At 53.4% G+C, this 16,259-nt stretch carries 18 protein-coding genes and 1 riboswitch; of the genes, 2 read left to right on the top strand and 16 right to left on the bottom strand.

The annotated features are described in order from the left end of the window. Positions 1-20: 20 nt before the first annotated feature. Together PUR_RS09185 and metA are read right to left on the bottom strand one after the other, a co-directional pair. Positions 21-1,238: an aminotransferase class I/II-fold pyridoxal phosphate-dependent enzyme gene (locus tag PUR_RS09185; RefSeq protein ID WP_179034979.1), complete on the bottom strand. Its 1,218-nt coding sequence runs from the start codon at positions 1,236-1,238 to the stop codon at positions 21-23. 138 nt (positions 1,239-1,376) lie between these two features. Next, a complete protein-coding gene (gene metA / locus PUR_RS09180; RefSeq protein ID WP_179034978.1) occupies positions 1,377-2,294 on the bottom strand; it encodes a homoserine O-acetyltransferase MetA in 918 nt (305 codons plus the stop codon). Between the two features lie 112 nt (positions 2,295-2,406). Beyond that, positions 2,407-2,538, bottom strand: a riboswitch (SAM riboswitch). Between the two features lie 463 nt (positions 2,539-3,001). Between metA and corA the strand changes: the two genes are divergently transcribed. Beyond that, entirely contained in the window at positions 3,002-3,937 is a 936-nt protein-coding gene (gene corA / locus PUR_RS09175; protein WP_124694877.1) for a magnesium/cobalt transporter CorA, read from the top strand. An 84-nt stretch (positions 3,938-4,021) separates the two neighbouring features. Here corA and PUR_RS09170 read toward each other — a convergent pair whose 3' ends face one another. The 11 genes from PUR_RS09170 to PUR_RS09120 all read right to left on the bottom strand — a co-directional run bounded on the left by PUR_RS09170 (position 4,022) and on the right by PUR_RS09120 (position 13,050). Beyond that, positions 4,022-5,050 (bottom strand): HRDC domain-containing protein, encoded by a 1,029-nt coding sequence (locus PUR_RS09170; protein WP_179034977.1) that lies wholly within the window; start codon positions 5,048-5,050, stop codon positions 4,022-4,024. A gap of 274 nt (positions 5,051-5,324) precedes the next feature. Next, positions 5,325-6,206, bottom strand: coding sequence for an ROK family protein (locus tag PUR_RS09165; protein WP_269474711.1), 882 nt, complete (start codon positions 6,204-6,206; stop codon positions 5,325-5,327). Between the two features lie 306 nt (positions 6,207-6,512). Then, positions 6,513-7,493, bottom strand: coding sequence for a 5'-3' exonuclease (locus tag PUR_RS09160; RefSeq protein WP_179034975.1), 981 nt, complete (start codon positions 7,491-7,493; stop codon positions 6,513-6,515). A 15-nt stretch (positions 7,494-7,508) separates the two neighbouring features. After that, positions 7,509-7,874, bottom strand: a complete 366-nt coding sequence (locus PUR_RS09155) for an arsenate reductase family protein (protein WP_179034974.1) — start codon at positions 7,872-7,874, stop codon at positions 7,509-7,511. 34 nt (positions 7,875-7,908) lie between these two features. Further along, positions 7,909-8,904, bottom strand: a complete 996-nt coding sequence (locus PUR_RS09150) for an RluA family pseudouridine synthase (protein ID WP_179034973.1) — start codon at positions 8,902-8,904, stop codon at positions 7,909-7,911. Between the two features lies 1 nt (position 8,905). Beyond that, a complete protein-coding gene (locus PUR_RS09145) occupies positions 8,906-9,469 on the bottom strand; it encodes a cob(I)yrinic acid a,c-diamide adenosyltransferase (protein WP_179034972.1) in 564 nt (187 codons plus the stop codon). 191 nt (positions 9,470-9,660) lie between these two features. Further along, the gene (locus tag PUR_RS09140; RefSeq protein ID WP_442953795.1) at positions 9,661-9,918 is read right to left on the bottom strand and encodes an aspartyl-phosphate phosphatase Spo0E family protein; all 258 of its coding nucleotides are present in this window, start codon (positions 9,916-9,918) and stop codon (positions 9,661-9,663) included. 254 nt (positions 9,919-10,172) lie between these two features. After that, positions 10,173-11,399, bottom strand: a complete 1,227-nt coding sequence (locus PUR_RS09135; protein ID WP_179034971.1) for an aminotransferase class I/II-fold pyridoxal phosphate-dependent enzyme — start codon at positions 11,397-11,399, stop codon at positions 10,173-10,175. Between the two features lie 18 nt (positions 11,400-11,417). After that, positions 11,418-11,918: an Lrp/AsnC family transcriptional regulator gene (locus PUR_RS09130; RefSeq protein WP_179034970.1), complete on the bottom strand. Its 501-nt coding sequence runs from the start codon at positions 11,916-11,918 to the stop codon at positions 11,418-11,420. Between the two features lie 344 nt (positions 11,919-12,262). Next, entirely contained in the window at positions 12,263-12,649 is a 387-nt protein-coding gene (locus PUR_RS09125; RefSeq protein WP_179034969.1) for a spore coat protein, read from the bottom strand. 167 nt (positions 12,650-12,816) lie between these two features. Further along, positions 12,817-13,050 carry a hypothetical protein gene (locus PUR_RS09120; RefSeq protein ID WP_179037829.1) on the bottom strand — a complete coding sequence of 78 codons (234 nt, stop codon included), beginning with the start codon at positions 13,048-13,050 and terminating at the stop codon, positions 12,817-12,819. 300 nt (positions 13,051-13,350) lie between these two features. Between PUR_RS09120 and mscL the strand changes: the two genes are divergently transcribed. Continuing rightward, on the top strand, positions 13,351-13,725 hold the full coding sequence (gene mscL, locus PUR_RS09115; protein ID WP_179034968.1) for a large-conductance mechanosensitive channel protein MscL: 375 nt from the start codon (positions 13,351-13,353) through the stop codon (positions 13,723-13,725). A gap of 128 nt (positions 13,726-13,853) precedes the next feature. Here the strand turns inward: mscL and PUR_RS09110 are convergent, their stop codons facing one another. The 3 genes from PUR_RS09110 to PUR_RS09100 form a co-directional block, all read right to left on the bottom strand. After that, the gene (locus PUR_RS09110) at positions 13,854-15,062 is read right to left on the bottom strand and encodes an MFS transporter (protein WP_179034967.1); all 1,209 of its coding nucleotides are present in this window, start codon (positions 15,060-15,062) and stop codon (positions 13,854-13,856) included. Positions 15,063-15,135: 73 nt separating this feature from the next. Further along, a complete protein-coding gene (locus PUR_RS09105; RefSeq protein ID WP_179034966.1) occupies positions 15,136-15,681 on the bottom strand; it encodes a hypothetical protein in 546 nt (181 codons plus the stop codon). A 133-nt stretch (positions 15,682-15,814) separates the two neighbouring features. Continuing rightward, positions 15,815-16,234 carry a DUF350 domain-containing protein gene (locus PUR_RS09100; RefSeq protein WP_179034965.1) on the bottom strand — a complete coding sequence of 140 codons (420 nt, stop codon included), beginning with the start codon at positions 16,232-16,234 and terminating at the stop codon, positions 15,815-15,817. Positions 16,235-16,259: the final 25 nt, after the last annotated feature.

Genomic DNA, 16,259 nt, shown 5'->3' with positions numbered 1-16,259 from the left:
GCCGCTTCCGTTTCACGGCCTTACAGCAAATCCGCCGCTTCTCGGACCGGCTGGCCAGCTTGGCCGTTATCCGCTTCAAGTTCGGCCCGCGCCGCCTCCAGCGCTTGATTCAAATCGGCAATCAGATCATCGATATGCTCGATGCCGACCGAGAAACGCAGCAGCCTGTCGTCCACGCCGACCGCATCGCGGATTTCTACCGGAATATCGGCATGGGTCTGCACTGCGGGATAGGTCATCAGCGACTCGACACCGCCAAGGCTTTCCGCGAACGCAACCAGCCTGATATGGCGCAATACGGGCTCCACATATCTCGCATCCTTCACCTTGAATGAAAAGATACCGGTGTTGCCGGTTGCCTGCCGCTGCTGAATTTCGAATCCGGGATGCTCCGGAAGACCCGGATGGAATACCTCCGCAATCGCCGGATGCCCTTTCAGAAACTGTGCAATCGCCAGCGAGTTGCTCTCATGGCGTTCCATGCGCAGCGCCAGCGTCTTCATGCCTCTCATTAACTGGTAGCTGTCGCTTGGACTTAGCACGGCGCCGATCGAATTATGCAGGATGGCCATCTCCTCAGACAGTTCCTTGCCCTTCGTGATAATCAGGCCTGCCAGCACGTCGTTATGCCCGCCCAAATATTTGGTCGCGCTGTGGATGATAATATCTGCGCCCAGTTCGAGCGGCCGCTGGAAATACGGTGTCAGCAGCGTATTGTCCACGATCGTAAGCATTTCGTGACGGCGGGCCCAGGTACACACGGCCTGAATATCGGTGATCATCATCAGCGGATTGGTCGGCGTTTCGATGAAGACCGCCTTCGTGTTCTCTCTGCGGGCCGATTCCAGAGCGTCCATATCATTCGTATCTACATAGGAAGCGGAGACACCAAATTTGGACATAATCCGTTCCAGCATCCGGTAAGTGCCGCCGTACAAGTCCAGCGAAACGATCAGGTGATCCCCCTGCCCGAACAGGGTGAAAATCGTCTGCAGCGCGGCCATCCCGGAGCTGCAGGCAAAGCCCGCGTCACCGGATTCCAGTTCGGCTGCCGCCCGCTCCAGCACAGAGCGTGTAGGGTTTTTGGTACGAATGTAGTCAAAGCCCGTGCTCTGTCCAAGCCGGGGGTGACGGAATGCCGTCGACTGGTATATCGGATAATTCACTGCGCCCGTCGCCGGGTCCTCCTGCGAGCCGATTTGGGCCAGCCTGCTTTCAATCCTGAGTTTGTCGTCCATGATTAACCTCCAGAAAGTTAGTGCGGGATTTGCCTCCCCCGATACTAGGAGCTTAGCGATTCCCGTTGTATCTAAAAAGCTAATGCGGGTAAAAGAACTTATATCTTCAACGTTAAGTTTGTCCAATCTGGAAAGCAATCATATCGTCGGTCCGATATCGTAGGGCGTTTCCTGGTAGACGTAATAGTTAAGCCAGTTGGAGAACAGCAGGTTCGCGTGGGCGCGCCATACAGCCGGCGGCGTCCGGGTCGGATCGTCTTTCGGGAAGTAATGCTTCGGCAGCGCTATATCCATTCCCTTCGTGGCATCGCGCTCATACTCCCATTTCAGGGAGAACGGATCGTACTCAGAGTGGCCCGTCACAAAAATCTGCCGGCCGTCTTCGGTGGCGACGAGATAAATGCCGGCCTCCTCCGACTCCGCCAATATTTGCAAATCCGGCGTATTCTCGACATCTTCGCGGGAGATGTCCGTGTGCCGGGAGTGGGGCACATAGAACAACTCGTCAAACCCCCTCAGAAGCTTCGTATTCGGCGCAGCGGTGCTGTGCGGGAACACTCCAAAGCACTTCTCGGACAGACCGACCTTACGGACCCCGTAATGATAATACAGCCCCGCTTGCGCCGCCCAGCATATGTGCATCGTCGAAGTGACGTTATCCTTGCTCCACTCAAAAATCTTTTTCATCTCATCCCAGTAATTCACATCCTCGAAATCCATCTGCTCCACCGGGGCGCCTGTCACGATAAGGCCGTCCAATCGGCGGTGGCTGATCTCGTCAAATGTCTTGTAAAAGCTCTTGAGATGCTCCGCGGACGTATTCTTCGACGTATGCGAGCTCGGATGAAGCAGCGTGACGTCGACCTGCAAAGGCGAGTTGCCGACCAGACGCAGCAGCTGCGTTTCTGTAGTTTCTTTAGTCGGCATCAAGTTTAGGATGGCAATCCGCAAAGGGCGGATATCCTGGTGAAAGGCTTGGCTTTCATCCATAACGAAAATATTTTCCCCTGACAGAACCTCCTTGGCGGGCAAACTGTCGGGAATCTTGATCGGCATTGCTACTCACTCCTTCATTAAAATGGAAACCGCTGGATGCGGTGTAATAGAAACAAATAAAAACCTTTCCCGCAGCAAACGAGAAAGGTCATATTTATGCACATATGATACTCTCTCATCTGTCAGACAACGCGCCATAACTCATTCAAATGCGTTCGCGTCTCTGCAAGAATTAGCACCGTGCGCTTTCACGCCGGTTGCCGGGTTTCATCGGGCTAGTCCCTCCACCTGCTCTTGATAAGATTTGGTCATATTCAATTTTAAATTCTTATAGATCACTATAATCATGAACCTAACTTTCGTCAAGTCCATACACTGGTTTTAGAGTCCCGATTATGACAACAATTTAGCTTGAAAGAGCCAATACCCGGCGTTATACTAGACAAGTGTTTCAGAAGATCGTCCCACAAGCGGAGCCTTGGGTGTGAAGCCTATCGCAGGTGCTTTGAGGGAACCCCCAATTATAAATTATTTAATAAAGAGGTGAGAAGAAGAATGGAAGGCGACCCGAGTACGCAGTACAGTGCTGATCAGGAACAACCGTACAGGATTAACATCAGCTTGCCGGCGGCGGGAGCCCTTCTTCTTCATGCCTTCGGAATATAAAGCGGCCCATATCGTACACAAACTCCGGCCAAGCTGATTTTTTCCCTGTGCTTTCATAAGCATATCCCCTGGGCAAGCTAGGGAGAGAAGGAGTGAATCAGATGAAAATCCGGCTGGTTAACGCAGGCATCTTTACGCCTGTCGACGATATTGAGCTGACCATTACCCCTCCGGCAGAAGGGTTCTACTGGATCGACGCCGACGTGGAGGATTTGGAGCTGCTGCAGCCTCTGTTTAATCTTCATGATTTGGCTGTGGAGGACTGTCTCAGCGACGAGGAGCAGCGTCCCAAAATTGAAATTTACGAGAGCCATTATTTTATTGTAGTTAACAGTATCCGCTTTGATGATGAGGAAATTTTCCTGCGGGCCCTTAATGTTTTTCTCGGGCGGCATTTTATTATTACCGTTACGAAGCAGAAGATTCACGAGCTGCGTGCACTGAAGCCCATTTTGTGGGAGCAGGAAGTCAGCACGCCTGACCGGTTCCTTTACCTGCTGATCGACCTTGTCGTGGACAATTATTTCGCCGTCGGCGACCGGATCGAAGTAAGGATCGAGAAGCTGGAAGAAGATATTCTGATGCATACCAAGAAGTCGCACTTAAGCGAAATTATCGGTCTGCGAAGCGAAATTCTGTGGCTGAAGAAAATGCTCGGTCCGCAGAAGGAAGTCATCAACACCCTCAACAAAAGAGATCTTCGGCTGATCGACGACCAGCTGCAGAAATATTTCAGCGACATCTACGAAAACGCAGTCAAAATTTCCGAGACATTTGAGACGTACCGCGATCTGATGGGCAACTTGCGAGAAGCTTATCAATCCAGTATCGCCAACCGCGCCAATGAAATCATGCGGGTGTTTACGGCGATTACGACGATATTTATGCCACTGACCGTGATTACAGGCATATACGGGATGAACTTTGACAATATTCCCGAAATTCATACGAAATACGGCTACTATGGCGTCATCGGCGTTATGGTAACGCTGGGATGCGGGATGTTGTATGTGTTCCGTAAAAAGGAATGGCTCTGACAGCCGGTCCCACGATTCCGTTAATCAGAAGGTCTCCTTAAGCGCTGGCCGGCGCCGGGAGACCTTCTTTTGGCTTAACCGGGTTTACACTTGCTCCTGCGGGTGAGTGACCACTCCTTGCGTTCCCTCGCTCTCCCTGCGAAAGCGGATCCGGATCAGCCGCAGTCGTTCGTAATGCAGATCCAGGCTACCCGCGGACGCGATATCTTCACCGTAGACTTTGTGCAGCACCGGCTTTAAGAGCATATCCCCCATCTCTCTGTAAGCGCTCCAAACCGCCTCCTGCTCCACGGAAGGCATACTTTCCAGTTCCCGGTCGATCAGCGAATCGACAATATAACCCTCCTTCTCCAGTTCCTCCACGGCCTCCAGGATCTCCCTGCGCGAAGAGGCGCTTCGCTCTTTAAGCTCCTCTATTCCGCAGCCGTCCGCGATGCCCTGAAGAAGCAGCCGCCGCAAGCGCAAACGCTCCAACTGCTTCTTGTATTTGATCTCCTTCTGCTTGTAAAGCCAGGAGGTAAAGGAGTCCTCATCGACCTCCCCGCCGACCCAGCTTAAGGGGAAGGAATGGCTGCGCTCCGCCGCGGAAGTAATGGCCAATATCTCCGGACCGTACTGCGAAGCCTTGGCTTCTCCCACACCCGGAATTTGCAGGAGTTCTTCCTCCGAATGAGGCAGGAAAGAGCTAAGCAGGCGCAGCAGGCGGTTGCTCGCCAGCAAATACGGCGCTTTGCGCTCAGAAGAAGCTTTCTTCCGTCTCCATGCGCACAATTCTTCATATATGGACTCATTTACGTTCTGCTCGCTGTAATACTGGAGCTTCAGCTGCTCCTGATTCCGTCCCGTCAGGGCCTCCTCTTCATGGAAGACACCGTCAATAAGCGGCCGGTAGCCCTCCCCCATTTTGACCGCCAGCTCATGCCTGTATACGCCCAACATTTCGTTCCAGGAGCTGCCCTCATACCATAAGGAATCAACGCTTTCCGGATTTTCGCCGAAATCACGCCAGCCCAGACGCCATTCCCCCTCTTCCTCGCCAATCCACAGCTGGGCGAATCCTCCCGCGGAATCGCCTGAATTTTTGGACAACCGGTTCATAAATACGATTTGCATGTTGCTTCCCTGCCTTTACTTTTTTTAATGTTCAGTATGCGGCGGGCAAAGGACCGTTCACCATGAATCCCGCGCCCGCAGGCACGCCGTCTTTAGCTTCCAAGCTGAAGCATCCGTTAGGTTTAACGCAAAAAAAGCGCCTCTCTCACGGCAATCGTGAAAGAGGCGCTTCCTCTGCTTAACGGCTATACTGTTAATTCATACAATACCATATATTTCCGAACAGTCAATCCCTTTTGCCCAAAAGACGTCCTAAAGACGAATAAGCAGTCTACTACTCCTGGGCGAGGGCCATGCCGGCCAACCCGATCGCACCGGCCAGTCCGGCATTGTCCCCGAGCTGAGGCGGCACGATATAGCTGTCGATATCGGCGGTCAGCGAAGCATGCTGCACGTAGCCCTTCAGCAGTTCCTGGAGCTTGGCGCGGATCAGCGGAAAGAGATGGCTCTGCTTCATGACGCCGCCGCCCATGACAATTTTCTGCGGAGACAGAATCAGTACATAGCTCATCAGAGCATGAGCCAGATAATGGGCCTCCATCTCCCAGGCGGGATGATCCGGGCCCAGTTCCGCACCCGGCACCTGCCAGCGTTGTCCAAGCGCGGGACCTGCGGCCAGGCCTTCCAGGCAATCTCCATGATAAGGGCATGTGCCCGCAAAAGCGTCATCCGGATGGCGGCGGACATAAATATGCCCCATTTCCGGATGGGACAGCCCATGGATCAATCTGCCGCCTACAACGGCTCCCGCCCCGATGCCGGTTCCTACCGTAATGTAGAGGCAGCTGTCTAATCCCCGCGCCGCGCCCCATGTATATTCACCTAGCGCTGCGCCGTTGACATCGGTATCGAAGCCGATCGGCACGTCAATTTTTTCGCGGACTGCGCCGACCAGATTATATTGGCCCCAATACGGCTTCGGCGTCGTCGTAACATAGCCGTATGTCGGGCTGCCCGGAACCGGATCGATCGGCCCAAACGAGCCTATGCCGATCGCTTCGACTTTTTTACCCTCGAAATAGCGGTACACCTGCGCCATCGTCTCTTCCGGATGGGTAGTCGGAAAGCTTACCCGGTCGATAATGCTTCCGTCCTCATGTCCAATACCGCATACAAACTTTGTTCCTCCCGCTTCAATCGCGCCCAATACTCTCACTTGCCCGTCTCCCCTCTGTTCTTGCATACGCTTTCACTCAGCAGCGCATATCCGTTATTTATTATACTTTGCGTACCAAAAGAATGACAAGCGCATAGCATAATCTGGATGCCCGGAATCTTGCCCTAACGTTGAGACTGTAGACAGGCATGAAGCTTTAGACGACTCGTGCATATGATCCGCCGGGCCCATACATCCGAAGAAATAACGGGAGGCCGCCGCGTTCGACCCTCATTAAAAAGACTGTTCACAGAGCGCCTGCCGCGCGATCTGGAACAGTCTTTTGCTTGCGTATACGATACCCGTTTAGGCAAACGGGTCGTTCTTTATGGAACCGGCTCCGATTGAGCGGCTCTGCCAGTCCGGAAGCTCAATTTCAACGATTCCGTCTTCCTTCAGCTCTTCCTCCGCCGCCGCAATCAGATACATCAGGCTGCCGAATTCAAGCTCTTTGAACTTGCGCGCTGCCGATTCCCGCTGCACTTCCCACAGACACTCGGTCAGCGTGCAGACGAGCGGAACGTCGCAGCGGATCTCCGCCAGTTCCCGGGACAGATGAAGCATGTCCAGATCCGCTTCGATCTTGCTCCGCACCCCCTTGGGCAGCAGATGCAGATTTTCGATTACGCCCTCCACCGTTCGATATTCAGCCAGCAGCTTAAGCGCCGTCTTTTCGCCGATTCCCCGGACGCCGGGGTAATTGTCGCTCGTGTCGCCCATGAATCCCTTCAGGTCGACGACCTGAGAAGGGGACAGTCCTTTTTCTTCCAGCAGGGTCGCCGGATCATACACCTTGTAGTTGGACCGGCCCTTTTTCATAATAACGACACGGACCCGGTCATTAACCAGCTGAAGCATGTCATGATCTCCGGTCAAAATGTATACCTCGGACTCCCCGCTGAAGCAGGAAGCCAGTGTGCCAATGCAGTCGTCCGCCTCAAATCCGGGGATGCCCACGTTCGGAACACCAAGCTCGGCGACCACTTCTTTGACCAGATCGAACTGCGGAATCAGCTCCAGCGGAGGCTCTGCACGGTTCGATTTGTAGCTGCCAAATTTTTCGGTGCGGAACGTACTCTTGCCCAAATCCCAGCAGCAAACGACGTGAGAGGGCTCAAAAGTTGACACGGCGTCGAAAAAATACTGCAAAAAGCCGTACACGGCATTGGTCGGCAAACCGGCGCTTGTCTTGCGTATATAGCCTCCGTAGGCGGTGGCGTAATAGGCCCGGAACAGCAGCGCCATGCCGTCCACGATCATTACGCGGCCTCTTCCTTCTCCACTCATGGCCGTTCTCCTCCTTTACTCATTTCCCCAGGCTTTGCGGTATTCTTCTTCCTTGAAACCTACCGTAACCTTGCTACCTGAGACGACAATGGGGCGTTTGATCAGCATTCCGTTCCCGGCCAGCAGCTCCAGCTGTTCGCGCTCGCCTAGGCCCGGCAGCTTCTCCTTCAGATTTTCCCGCTTGTAGACCTCGCCGCTTGTGTTGAAAAATTTTTTGAGCTCAAGGCCGCTTGCTGCGGCCAACCCGGCCAGTTCATCGACTCCCGGCGTCTGCTCTACGATATGGCGAAGCTCCAGCTCATGTCCCTGCTCTTTCAGCCACTTTACCGCCGCCCGGCAGGTGCCGCACTTCGGATAATGATATACGGTCAATTGACTCATTTGCACGATTCTCCTTATTCCAAATCAGTTTCATTTAGTTCTGCGTCGTCTCTTGTCCCTGTCTCAGCCGCGCTTCCAGTTCCTCCATGTCCGGAGGAAGCGGCGCTTCAAACGTCATGTCGCGGCGGAAAATCGGATGCGTGAAGGACAGCCTCGCCGCGTGCAGCGCTTGACGGCCGATTGCAGCGTCCAGCGCCGCCACTCGGGTCAGCTCCGCAGCAAGCGCAGACGCCGAGCTGGAATCGGCCGCTTCGTATACCGGATGCCGATACATCCCATCTCCGATCAGCGGATTGCCGATGGAGGTCATATGCACCCGGATTTGATGTGTGCGCCCGGTGAGCAGCTTGAGCTCGACCTTTGAAGCGTATGGATACCGCTCCTTCACCTCGTAGCGGGTCAACGACGGATAACCGTCCGGCGTCACAATCCGCCGATGAGGCTCGCCAGGATCGCGGTCGATCGGGCCGTCGATGTCTCCCCTCTCCGGCGCAGGCACCCCGTGAACTAGCGCAATATAGCGTTTGTCCACGGTACCGGCCAGCATCTGCTCCGATATGTGCTGGTGGCTGTACGGATTCTTTGCGATGGCGAGCACCCCGGACGTCTCCTGATCCAGCCGATGAACGGGACGAAAGCGATAGCGCTCGTTTTTTTGCGCCCAATAATGCACAACTCCATTGGCCAGCGTATCGGTATAATGGCCGTGGGTGGGATGCACAATCATCCCCGCGGGCTTGCTGACGACCAGCAGATGCTCGTCTTCGTAAAGGATAGGGAAAGGGATCGGCTGCGGCAAAATATCCTCCGATGTCTCCGTCTCCATCCGGATCTCCACGAGATCACCGGCGCGGACATGCACGCTGATATAAACTCTCTCCCCGTTCAGGGTAATTCCCCGCTCGGTCAGTTTAAGACGGGACAGCAGCTTGCGCGAGACGTCCATCCGCTTTTGCAGAATGGTCTTGAGCAGCATGCCGTCCTCTTCGGCAGAAACGGTGTAGGCGATGGGCGGATAGTACGTTGTCATCTCAGTCCCGAAACACCTTGGCGCCGCGGATATATTCAACGTCCGTTACCCCGAGCCGCGTATTGGCCGTCCGTGCAAGCGCAAAGAAATAATCTGACAGCCTGTTCAGATAAGCCACTGTCTCGCCGTTAATCTCCTTGCTGTGCCCGAGCGTAACGGTCCGGCGTTCGGCGCGGCGGCATACGGTCCGGCATACATGCAAGACAGAAGCGAGCCCGCTTCCTCCCGGCAAAATAAACCGTTCAATCGGTGGATTCTCCGCCTGAAGACGGTCGATCCATTGCTCCAGCCGCTCCGCCATGTTGCGGGTTACTTTGTATTTTCCTTCGTCCAGGCTCACATACGCCAGATCGGAGCCGCAGTCGAACAGCTCATGCTGAATTTCCAGCAGCTGCTGCCGAACATCGGCGAATATTTCGTCATCCATCATGCTGCGCGCCTGCCCGACAAAACCGTTCAGCTCGTCGATCGCTCCATAAGCTTCGACCCGGATATCATCCTTGGAGACTCGGCCTCCAATGACCGAAGTCTCGCCCTGGTCACCCGTTCGCGTATAAATCGCCATTGTCCATCCCTCCCGCTTCATTTCATCATTCCCTAATGACAAACCGCCGTCCTCCCGGCATATCATCCGCATATTATTACTTTACCATATTAACTTCCCCTTGTGAGGCCATCTGTTCTTTCCAGCCGGTTTGTTGAAGCCGTAGCACAAACAAAAAGAGGGCCCAAGGGGACCCTCGCTGTCCATTCCCGTTATTTCTTGCGGGAACGCCTCTTCATATATTCGTTGATCTTCAAATCCAGCTTACTGCTGATTTCCACCACATTATCCGAGGTGAATGATTTCTCCTGCAAAAATAACTGCTCCATTCGATTGCGGAGTATGCGGATCTCCTCTTCCAGGGAGTGGCTGCGCGAGGTCACATCATCCCTCGCGGAAGCTTTCCCGCTTTCCGGGAAACGGTTCCCGCCAAAGGACCACAGGTAGTAATCGCTACAAAGCAACATCATCCCCCCTTAAAACTGTACGGAGCGTAACCTCTATAGTATTGCTTGCTCCGAAACAAAGTTTATTTTATAAGGAGCCTTCCTCCCTAAAAACAGCAAAGCAATGTTTGAGCAGGAGGTGTCCAGATTATCAATGTATAACTTCATAATAAATAATCTGTATTCAGAGTAAAATTATACCATATGACAGGGTTATTTGCTATACCTTTTTCAACTTTAGCGTCAATATCTGTGATTATTATCAGTTTTTTGCCGAATTAAGCCTTATTTTCTCTCTCTTTCTTCAAAAGAGCAACGAACGCGCCAATCCGTTCCAGCGCTTCATTCAATTGGCTTACCGAAGTGGCGTAGGAGCAGCGCAAATAGCCTTCGCCGCCAAGCCCGAACACGCTGCCCGGAACGGCCGCCACCCGGAATTCGCGCAGCAGACGTTGGGCGAATTCATCCGAGGTCAGTCCGGTTCCGGCAATGCTCGGGAATGCGTAAAACGCCCCCTGGGGCTCGTGGCATTCCAATCCGGCTTCGCGCAGCCCCTTGACGATCAGACGCCGACGCTGGTTATAAGAATCCACCATCCGGTCCTTCTCCTCCATGCCGTTCGTCAGTGCTTCTAGCGCCGCCACCTGGCCCATGGAAGGCGCGCACATTACGGTGTATTGGTGAATTTTGAGCATAGCCGAGATCAGATCGGGATGTCCGCAGGCATATCCCAGCCGCCAGCCCGTCATCGCAAACGCTTTGGAAAAGCCGCTGACGAGAATCGTCCGGTCCATCATTCCCGGCAGAGAGGCAAAGCTGGTATGATTGCCGCCGTAGGTAAGCTCCGCATAAATTTCGTCGGAAATGACGATCAGGTCATGCTTCTCCACCACCTTGGCGATGGGCTCCCAGTCTTCCCGGCTCATGATCGCTCCCGTCGGATTGCTGGGGTAGCACAAGATCAGAATTTTCGACCGCGGCGTAATTTTGGCTTCCAGCCCCTCGGCTGTCAGCTTGAACCGGTCCTTGCCGAATGTCTCGATGCCGACAGGAACCCCGCCGCCGATCGAGGTGATCGGTGAATAAGAAATATAGCACGGCTCCGGAATCAGAATCTCATCGCCTGGCGATATCAGCGCCCGAAGCGCCAAGTCGATCGCTTCACTGCCGCCTACGGTTGCGATAATCTGGTTCGCAGGATCGTAGTCAAGGTCAAAGCGGGTATGAAGATAGCTAGCAATCCCCTCGCGAAGCTCCGGCATCCCCGCGTTGGAGGTATATCCGGTAAATCCCCGTTCCAGCGAATAGACGCAGGCTTCCCTGACATGCCACGGCGTCTTGAAATCCGGCTCTCCAACCCCCAGAGAGATGATGTCCTTGCTTCCAGCGGCCAGATCAAAAAATCTGCGGATGCCCGAGGGCTGAATTTGCTGAACCAACGGGGCCAGATAGGATGTCATTGATTTGTTCTGTTCTCCGGCAATCTGCGTTTTATTTGTAATCATATAGGTTCATCTCTTCCTTTACGGGGAGATCATCAGACGGTTATCTTCTTCATGATCTTCAAAAATAATCCCGTCCTGCTTATATTTTTTAAGCGTGAAATTCGTTTTGGTCGACAGTACGGCATCGATGGGGGACAGCTTCTCGGAAACGAAGTTTGCGACCTCGCGCAAATTCCGGCCTTCCACTTCCACCAGCAAATCATAGGCGCCGGACATCAGATAAACCGACTTCACCTGCGGATACAGATAAATCCGTTCCGCAATGCCTTCAAATCCGCGTCCGCGCTCGGGCGTAATCTGAACCTCGATCAGCGCCGTGACACGCTCGTCGTCCACTTTATCCCAATTGACCACGGTCGCGTATTTCACGATAACGTGCTCCTGCTCCATCTGTGCGATCGCCGTCTTCACTTCTTCTTCATCCGCTCCAAGCAGCGTTGCCATAAGCGCCGGGGTTCTTCTCGCATCTTCTTTCAGCAATTCCAGCACTTTTCTCTTCAACTCATCCATTTGTTCCATGACTTCCCTCCGGAATCTTCGCATGGGACGTATCGCCGCTGCCGGCGCCTCCCGCGAAAGAATTTGTTACATAAGAGTTTAATAATAATATGACATGAAAAGGTTGTATCTGCAAACAAAAATGGCCCGCCCAACCGGGAAATACATCATGACTAGTCCCGAAATTGAAGCGGACTGCATGGAGAAGCGTCAGCTCCCTCATATCAGGAACGGGGAATAATCCTCTTGAAACTCCGAAAAGCGTCCGCTCGTTCACGGATAACCGCGAAGAACAGACGCTTCTTATGGTGCCGCCGGGAAGGCCAAAAAGGCCGCCGGCGCTGCTTCACCCGTACAAGACAGGGTTACATATAGTAAGGGTTATTCACGTTAGATTGATGCTGTGATACGTTCGGCGCCTGGGCATACATTCCTTGACCGCCGATTTTTTGCTGAACGAACTGCTGGCATTTTTGCTGAGTCTGATGTGCGCTTTGAATTTGTTTGTCCAGCTCCTGGCGCAGTGCCTTGGAAGGAGCCTGGTACATATTCAATTGCGACATCTGCGTGTATAGATCGCCCTGAATGCGGAGCGTATTCATGGTCAGATCATTGAAGGTGCGGCGAACGGACGGACAATTGGACTCGGTTGCGGCTGTCGTGTATTCGCGAACCGTCCGTTTCAAATCCGCCAAAATCGTGTTGAGCAAGTCCTCGTCTTGCATAAATGCATTTCCGTTTTGTGCGTACACGTAAATTGACCTCCTAAAAGTTTTGTGATGAACAGCTTCCTGAGTCGACTTCAACAAAACTGGCTTCGGAAGCATTCACTTAAGTTTTGTGATGAACAGCTTCCTGAGTTGACTTCAACAAAACTGGCTTCGGAAGCACCGGCGTCAATCGATCCGGATCGGCTCTTTTATTGCGGCTGAGTCGGAGCGTACTGCTGATGCTGCTGAAGCAGCTGGATCAGTATTCCCATATGATGGTTGTGGTTTTGAATTTGCTGCTCGCAAATTTGGCGGACCGTTTGGTTTTGCGTCGTTCCAGCCGTGGCGGCATACTGCTTGATAAGCAGATCTTCGTTGGAAATGGAGTCGGAAATGTATTCCAGTTCTTTACCGCTAAGCGGCTGCATTTGGGTGGATTGCATTGTATTCATTCCTTTCTTGGGATGGTTCAACCACTCTTAGTATGCCGCTGCTTCCGCCGTTTATGTGCTTAATTTCGCAAGCGGAGCGACTGTTTTATCCTTTGTGCCATATGTATAAATCGTGACGTTCTCACTGGCGGGGAAATCCCGTCCGGAGCTGGAGCTGTTCTCGCTGACGCTGCCGACCAAGCCGTCTCCCGATAATCACAGTGACCGATAACACTTTTTTCGTATTGCAGCATTTGTTCCTATTTGTGATAATGAATAGGGTATTAAACCGGGAAGGATGGATTCGGTATAATGTGGAAAGATTTCAAAAGCTTCGCGCTAAAAGGAAATGTGCTTGATCTCGCGTTCGCTGTCGTCATCGGGGCCGCCTTCGGCAAAATCGTATCCTCGCTGGTCGACGACATAGTCATGCCCGTGGTCGGACTGCTGATTGGCGGAATTGATCTGAAAGGTCTGCAATATACGTACGGTGACGCCGTCCTAAAATACGGTGTCTTTCTGCAGAGCGTGCTCGACTTCTTTATTATTGCCTTCTCCCTGTTTCTGCTGGTCAGACTTGCCGGAAGGTTTAAACGGAAACGGGAGGAAGCGGCCAAAGCCGATCCCGTACCGACGCGCGAAGAATTGCTGCTGACGGAAATCCGCGACCTGCTGAAGAACAAATAGAACTTATGTGTCCTTAACAAAGGAATGCCAAAAGCCGTCTCTCCTGCCGCATGAGCAAGGGAGGCGGCTTTTTGACTGTACGTATGGGACGGCGGACCGGTTTGCCTTTATGCATGTAAACGTTCCGATTACCGCTCAGGCACTATATTTTTGCGCAGCATCCGGCGCAGACAAAGCCAGCTGCCCAGCGGCGCGGCTCCAAGGCCCAGCAGCAGCAGAGTAACGGTTCGCGGGGCGGCGCTGGCCGACAGGACACCGATAAAAATAAGCGTCCCCGCCAGACGGCCGGTCATCAGGCACAACTCGCGCAGCACGATCAACTCGACTCGCATGCCCGCGCTCTCCTTGCTCTCGCCCATCAGATCAAAGCTGCTCGAAACCATGGGCAGCATATACAGCGGAATAAATAACGACGTTCCGATACCCATAATCAGCAGGGTGCCGTAGTTAACCGTCCACAGCATGGGCACTATGACCGCCACCAGCAGCAGTGCGCCCCAGAACATCCCCGCCGACCGGTATTTGGGTTTTAACCATTTGCCGGCCGCCCAGTAACAGACAAGCGATACCGCCGAGGTAATAAGCGTAAACTGCCCCAGCTTGCTTTCCTCTTGAGCCGCTATGTATACGAGCAGGCCGATCAAAAAGGAAAACACGCCTTCCCGAAGCCCCTGAAACACAAGTCCCGCTCCCATTACACGCCAGTCTCCGTCTCCGGAATGAAGCTCATGCCACGGCTCCAGCCATTGATACTCGCCGGCCGTTTTACGCTTTTTCAGAAAAAAACTCAGCACGGTCGCCACACCGTAAATGCAGAGCGAAATGATGAACACAATCCGGTACCCCCGGTTCCCGTGCAGCGCGGAAATCAGCCACCCGGACAGCCAGGGACCGACGATGCCGGCCAACGATCCGAGCAGTCCAACCCAGCCGTTAAAAGAGTTCCGGTTCCCGGGGCCCGTAGTCTCAAAAAAAACGATGTTGAAGGCAAGCCAGAACAGGCCCAAGGCAATGCCCAGCAGAGCTCCGATCGGCCAGACGTAATAAACCACCCGGTTCTCCAGCCACAGCACCAGAAGATAAAAAAGGCCCGAAACGGCGATGCCGAGCCGCAGGGCATTCATTTTATTATACTCCTTCACCCATTTGCCGCCCAGCCAAAAGCTGAGACCCAGAGCGATTTGCTGAGCAACCGTAAACCAGCCAATCATAATGTAATCCTGGCGGCTCTTCCATAAGTATACATTTAAAAAGGTTCCCGCAAGCGCGCCTGACAGCACGAATAACCCGTTAACTGCCAGCAGCAGCCGCGGTTGTCCCCGCAGCGATTCATTCATGGTGCTCCCCCTTAGCCTTTGAGACATGCCTTTGATAGCATGCCCCAAAAGAAGGGATCTTAGCGGCGAGATTTTATTTCCGGAGGCCGCCGATATTTCGCACCCACTGCTCACGGTCTTCTTCGGCCAGGCTGTGCTGAACCTGGAAGCATGACGGACACACATACATATTCAGTGAAAACGGCGCTTTAAGCAGCGGCGCGCCGACTGCGGCGGGCACGGCAGATTTGAAATCCTGCGCCTGAACTGTACCGGTCAGCAGCATATATTCATGACACTGCGGACATTCCGGTACTTCGGACTGTTCATCCAGAACGGCCGCCACGGCGCTGTCATAGCGTTCGAGATCGTAAGTGTCACGATAGCTGTCAAGCACGTTGAAGACGGGAACGATGCCTTCCTGTGCGTCTTCCCCCCATAAATCCTCTTCGCCATGTTCATGCTCATGCTCGTCGTCGTCTTCCTCGTCTTCCAGATCTTCATCCAGATCTTCCCTGCCGATGTTTACCGTACGGTAAGCGCTCAGTTCGTTGCCGCAATGCGGGCAGGCTTCCTCCGGTCCGAGTTCTTCATCCCACACGATTTCCGTATGGCACCAAGGGCAAACGGTTGTATCCATCTCTCTAGTCTCCTTTGTCAGTTCAGCATTAAATAAATAATTCCGGCCGCCAAAAATAAGACCGCCGAAACAAACAGCACGCGCACCAGAATTTTCATACCGCTCTCAAATCTCCTTTTGCGCCGATCGTTCCTTACAGTATCGATGCTCCGATTACATAAGACAACGACACGGAAATCAACATCGCCGTCAAACCGACCGCCCGGTTATCCGCCGCAATCTCCTTGTCGATTGAAAAGACGGGCGTCAGAAATTCAAACATGAAGTAGGCGATCAGCAGCAGAATGAAACCGATAGCCGACCATTTCATCGTTTCGTAAATCGAGGCCTCCGCCTGGATGCTGAAGCGAAGCACGTTGCAGATGCCGAATATTTTGCCGCCCGTCGCCATCGAAGCCGCCACGTTGCCCTTTCGGATTTCTTCCCAGCAGTTGTATTTGGTCACCATTTCGAATATGGACAAAAAGACAACCAGCTCAAGAATCGCAACCGCGAAGTAGCCGAGCAAGCTTCCCAGCGGATGACTCAGCAAAGCATCGATTGTGTGTTCCATGGGTTCCTCCCTCTTTCCGCCGGAA

It is taken from the genome of Paenibacillus sp. URB8-2, from assembly GCF_013393385.1.
Classification (GTDB): domain Bacteria; phylum Bacillota; class Bacilli; order Paenibacillales; family Paenibacillaceae; genus Paenibacillus_AQ.
This window is presented reverse-complemented; position numbering and strand designations above follow the sequence as displayed.

Excerpts from the sequence above, each read along its gene's own strand:
- PUR_RS09100 (WP_179034965.1), bottom strand. The coding sequence starts at position 16,234 with ATGGAACACACAATCGATGCTTTGCTGAGTCATCCGCTGGGAAGCTTG.
- PUR_RS09145 (WP_179034972.1), bottom strand. The coding sequence starts at position 9,469 with ATGGCGATTTATACGCGAACGGGTGACCAGGGCGAGACTTCGGTCATT.
- PUR_RS09155 (WP_179034974.1), bottom strand. The coding sequence starts at position 7,874 with ATGAGTCAATTGACCGTATATCATTATCCGAAGTGCGGCACCTGCCGG.
- PUR_RS09185 (WP_179034979.1), bottom strand. The coding sequence starts at position 1,238 with ATGGACGACAAACTCAGGATTGAAAGCAGGCTGGCCCAAATCGGCTCG.
- PUR_RS09160 (WP_179034975.1), bottom strand. The coding sequence starts at position 7,493 with ATGAGTGGAGAAGGAAGAGGCCGCGTAATGATCGTGGACGGCATGGCG.
- PUR_RS09120 (WP_179037829.1), bottom strand. The coding sequence starts at position 13,050 with ATGCAATCCACCCAAATGCAGCCGCTTAGCGGTAAAGAACTGGAATAC.
- PUR_RS09170 (WP_179034977.1), bottom strand. The coding sequence starts at position 5,050 with ATGCAAATCGTATTTATGAACCGGTTGTCCAAAAATTCAGGCGATTCC.
- PUR_RS09110 (WP_179034967.1), bottom strand. The coding sequence starts at position 15,062 with ATGAATGAATCGCTGCGGGGACAACCGCGGCTGCTGCTGGCAGTTAAC.
- PUR_RS09140 (WP_442953795.1), bottom strand. The coding sequence starts at position 9,918 with ATGATGTTGCTTTGTAGCGATTACTACCTGTGGTCCTTTGGCGGGAAC.
- metA (WP_179034978.1), bottom strand. The coding sequence starts at position 2,294 with ATGCCGATCAAGATTCCCGACAGTTTGCCCGCCAAGGAGGTTCTGTCA.
- PUR_RS09130 (WP_179034970.1), bottom strand. The coding sequence starts at position 11,918 with ATGGAACAAATGGATGAGTTGAAGAGAAAAGTGCTGGAATTGCTGAAA.
- PUR_RS09135 (WP_179034971.1), bottom strand. The coding sequence starts at position 11,399 with ATGATTACAAATAAAACGCAGATTGCCGGAGAACAGAACAAATCAATG.
- PUR_RS09105 (WP_179034966.1), bottom strand. The coding sequence starts at position 15,681 with ATGGATACAACCGTTTGCCCTTGGTGCCATACGGAAATCGTGTGGGAT.
- mscL (WP_179034968.1), top strand. The coding sequence starts at position 13,351 with ATGTGGAAAGATTTCAAAAGCTTCGCGCTAAAAGGAAATGTGCTTGAT.
- corA (WP_124694877.1), top strand. The coding sequence starts at position 3,002 with ATGAAAATCCGGCTGGTTAACGCAGGCATCTTTACGCCTGTCGACGAT.
- PUR_RS09150 (WP_179034973.1), bottom strand. The coding sequence starts at position 8,904 with ATGACAACGTACTATCCGCCCATCGCCTACACCGTTTCTGCCGAAGAG.